General features: G+C 54.3%; 3 protein-coding genes. All 3 read right to left on the minus strand.

Features of this window, described 5'->3' with window-relative positions; translation table 11 throughout:
• Positions 1-336: 336 nt before the first annotated feature.
• A complete protein-coding gene (locus B3W37_RS10465; RefSeq protein WP_483175693.1) occupies positions 337-1,272 on the minus strand; it encodes an MBL fold metallo-hydrolase in 936 nt (311 codons plus the stop codon).
• A gap of 181 nt (positions 1,273-1,453) precedes the next feature.
• Entirely contained in the window at positions 1,454-2,902 is a 1,449-nt protein-coding gene (gene gcvPB, locus B3W37_RS10470) for an aminomethyl-transferring glycine dehydrogenase subunit GcvPB (protein ID WP_483169823.1), read from the minus strand.
• 1 nt (position 2,903) lies between these two features.
• Positions 2,904-3,398: PLP-dependent aminotransferase family protein (locus tag B3W37_RS10475; protein WP_483175695.1), on the minus strand; the 495-nt coding region annotated here is incomplete at its 5' end.

The raw sequence follows: 3,398 nt of genomic DNA on the forward strand, positions 1-3,398 counted from the left end.
GAAGCGGATATATACAATTACCTGGATATCAAGGCCTGTGTTCAGAGACGCTCCGTGCCTGGCGGACCCTCATCTTTGGCCGTGAATCGGGCTTTGGAGGAAGCCTTCTCCTGGTTGGGAAGTATGCATGAAAAAACGTCTTGGTAAACCTGGAAAAATATTTATAAACAAAAGCACATATCGTTGGATGAAACATATTGCGGCTGTCTTCGCGGGCAGCCTTTTTATATAAACTTTTGCTTAGAGCCGGCATTCTAACGGAACCAGGTCTTACGCGACAGCCGATAAGCATTGGCTATCCTGAGGATTTCATTCCGGGGCTGTCTTTTAGTGGAGTTATCGGGGCAACTGCGGCTTTTCTTCCGGGGACAGCCGTTTTTTGCCGCGGGAGCGATAATGGGGGATATTATCTTGCATGATTATGGAAGCCTGGCCTTGATTCACCAGGTAGGCCAGCATGCTGGAAACGGTTTTGGAGAGCCGGAAATAATGATTGCGGTTGATTTTCACTCCCTGGCGGGAGGTGAATTCACCTATAACCCCCTCCAGGCTGCGGGATACTTGGATGATGTCGTCCATAGCCTGGAGGTTATTTGTCAAAATGTCGTAATTGGCGGTGATAACGAGAAGGGCGTCTTCCGCCAATCCCCCGTGGGACAGATATATTGACTTATAATTGCCCGCTGTGAGCCTATCAAGGGTTAAGAACTGCTGGGCCGCATCAACCAGAAATACACAGGGGAATGTCTTCAGGATCTGGGGAGATACCAGGCTGTCCCCGGCGAACAATACCCCGTCAGGGGTGATGAGGCCCATCTGCCCCGGGCTGTGCCCTGCCAACGGCACCGCTTCAAAGCGGGCTTCTTTGATAAACACAGCTCCTGCCTCGACCCGCTGGGTGACCCGGGAGGCCTGGGGCATGAAGAACTTGCCCCTCAAGAGTTTGGGGGGATAGGCAGTGTAGGTTGAATAGGGGAGCAACAGAGGGTTCTCAATAAAAGCCGCCTCGATGGCAGTGGCATACACTTGGCAGCAGGTGTGCTCCTGAATCAAGCGGTTGCCCCCGCAGTGGTCGGCATGGGCATGGGTATTGAAAATGGTGTGAACCGCCCAGCCTTTTTCGTCCAGTATCTGCAACACTTCCCGGGCGTGGGCTGAGGTGTGACCGCTGTCGATAAGCAGGCAGTCCCGTTCATCAAGAAGGTACACCCCCAGTGAGGCGAATTCGCTTTCTATGGCATAGGTCTTCGCTGCCAGTTGCCGCAGTTGCACCGCTTCTTGAGCCCTCCTCCAGTTCGCTTAAAAGCTCCCGCGTAAAAAATACCAGGGTTGTTCAAACTCCTCAGCCTGCCGTTCCCCCGAAAACAACCCTACTCCAAAATGACCGGGCTGCCGGGAAAATGTGGTTCTTCACTTTGCCCAAATCCTGAATCAAATATGGAAGGAGCCCCTATCAAGGGGCCTCCCATTTTACTATGGGCTTGCGGGCCGCAGTCACCTCATCGACCCTTTTTATGACCGCATGGTGGGGGGCATTTTTGACCAGATCAGGATTATCGGCTGCTTCTCTGGCGATGGACTGCATGACCCCAACAAAGCGGTCCAGGCGTTCCTTGGATTCGGTTTCGGTAGGCTCAATCATCATGGCCTCCGGAACGATCAAGGGGAAATACACTGTGGGGGGATGATAGCCGTAGTCTATCAGGCGCTTGGCGATATCCATGGTTGAAACCCCGTATTGCCCCTGGTTTTTGGAATTAACCACAAATTCATGCTTGCACAGCCGGTCCAGGGGTATATTATAGGTTCCCTTGAGTTGATGGCGCAGGTAGTTGGCATTTAAGACCGCGTGCTGGCAGGCTTCTTTGAGGCCTTCCCCGCCCAGGGCCCTGATATAGGTGTAGGCCTTTACAATCACTCCGAAATTCCCGTAGAAATTCTTCACCTTGCCGATGGACAGTGGGCGTTCGTAGTCGAAGGCATAAAGGTCACCCCGCCTCACCGCCACCGGCACGGGCAGGAATCTTATCAGGGGCTCTTTTACCCCCACCGGACCCGAGCCCGGCCCGCCTCCGCCATGGGGTGCGGAGAAGGTCTTGTGCAGATTGACATGAATAACATCAAAGCCCATATCACCGGGCCGGGATACCCCCATTACCCCGTTTAAGTTGGCCCCGTCATAGTAGAGCAGGCCGCCGCCCTCATGAACTATGCCAGCCACCTCCCGGATGTTCTCTTCGAACAGCCCCAAAGTGTTGGGATTGGTGAGCATCAGGCCGGCCACTTCGGAGGTCATTTTGGAGCGCAGGTCATCCAGATCGATAAGGCCTTCCGCATTGGAACTGATTTCGATTACCTCGTAGCCCACCACATTAGCAGTAGCGGGATTGGTGCCATGGGCGGAATCCGGCACCATCATCTTGGTGCGTTTGTCATCCCGGCGGTCTTTATGATAGGCCTTGATGATCATCACCCCGGCCATCTCCCCGTGGGCGCCGGCGGCGGGCTGCAAAGAAAAACCGTCCATACCGGTTATCTCGGCCAGCATCTGCTGCATTTCATAATAAAGCTCTAAAGCCCCCTGTACGCTACCTTCTGGCTGACAGGGATGGATAGCGGCGAAGCCGGGGAGCCGGGAGGCCCACTCGTTGATTTTGGGGTTGTATTTCATGGTGCAGGACCCCAGGGGATAAAAACCGTTATCCACACCATAAGCCCGGGCGGACAATTCTGTAAAATGCCTTACCGCCTCCACTTCGCTCAGTTCCGGCATGGCGGCGGGCTGCTGGCGCATAAATTGCCGGGGTATATTTTCACTCAGATCGATCTCAGGTATATCCAGGTCTGGCAGGGTGAAGGAATTGCTGCCGGGGACGCTCTTTTCAAAAATCAGTTGGCTCATGCTATTTCCCTCCTAAAATGGCTGCCAGCCGGTCAATTTCAGCAGGGGTGCGCTTTTCGGTGAAAGCCAGTAATAAAGCCCCATCCAATTGGTAGCCCCCGATGATGCCGTTTTCCAAAAGCCTGCGGTTGGCGGCCCCGGGATCATCGATTTTAATGGCAAACTCGTTGAAGAAGGGCTGATGGTATTTTAGTTCCAGCCCCGCCCCGGCCAGTTGTGCCTGAGCATAATGAGCCAGCTGATAACAGCGCCGGGCGATATCCCGCAAACCCTGCTCACCCACAAAAGCCAGATACATGCTGGCCGCCAGGGCGCATAAAGCCTCATTGGAGCAGATATTACAGGAAGCCAGTTCGCGGCGGATGTGTTGTTCCCGAGCCTGCAGGGTCAGGACGAAGGCCCTCTTGCCGTCTTTGTCGGTGGTTTGTCCCACGATACGCCCCGGAATCTTACGCATCAAGCTCTTATTGGCAGCCATAAAGCCCAGATAAGGCCC

The sequence above is a fragment of the Syntrophomonas sp. UBA5494 genome (assembly GCF_002426325.1).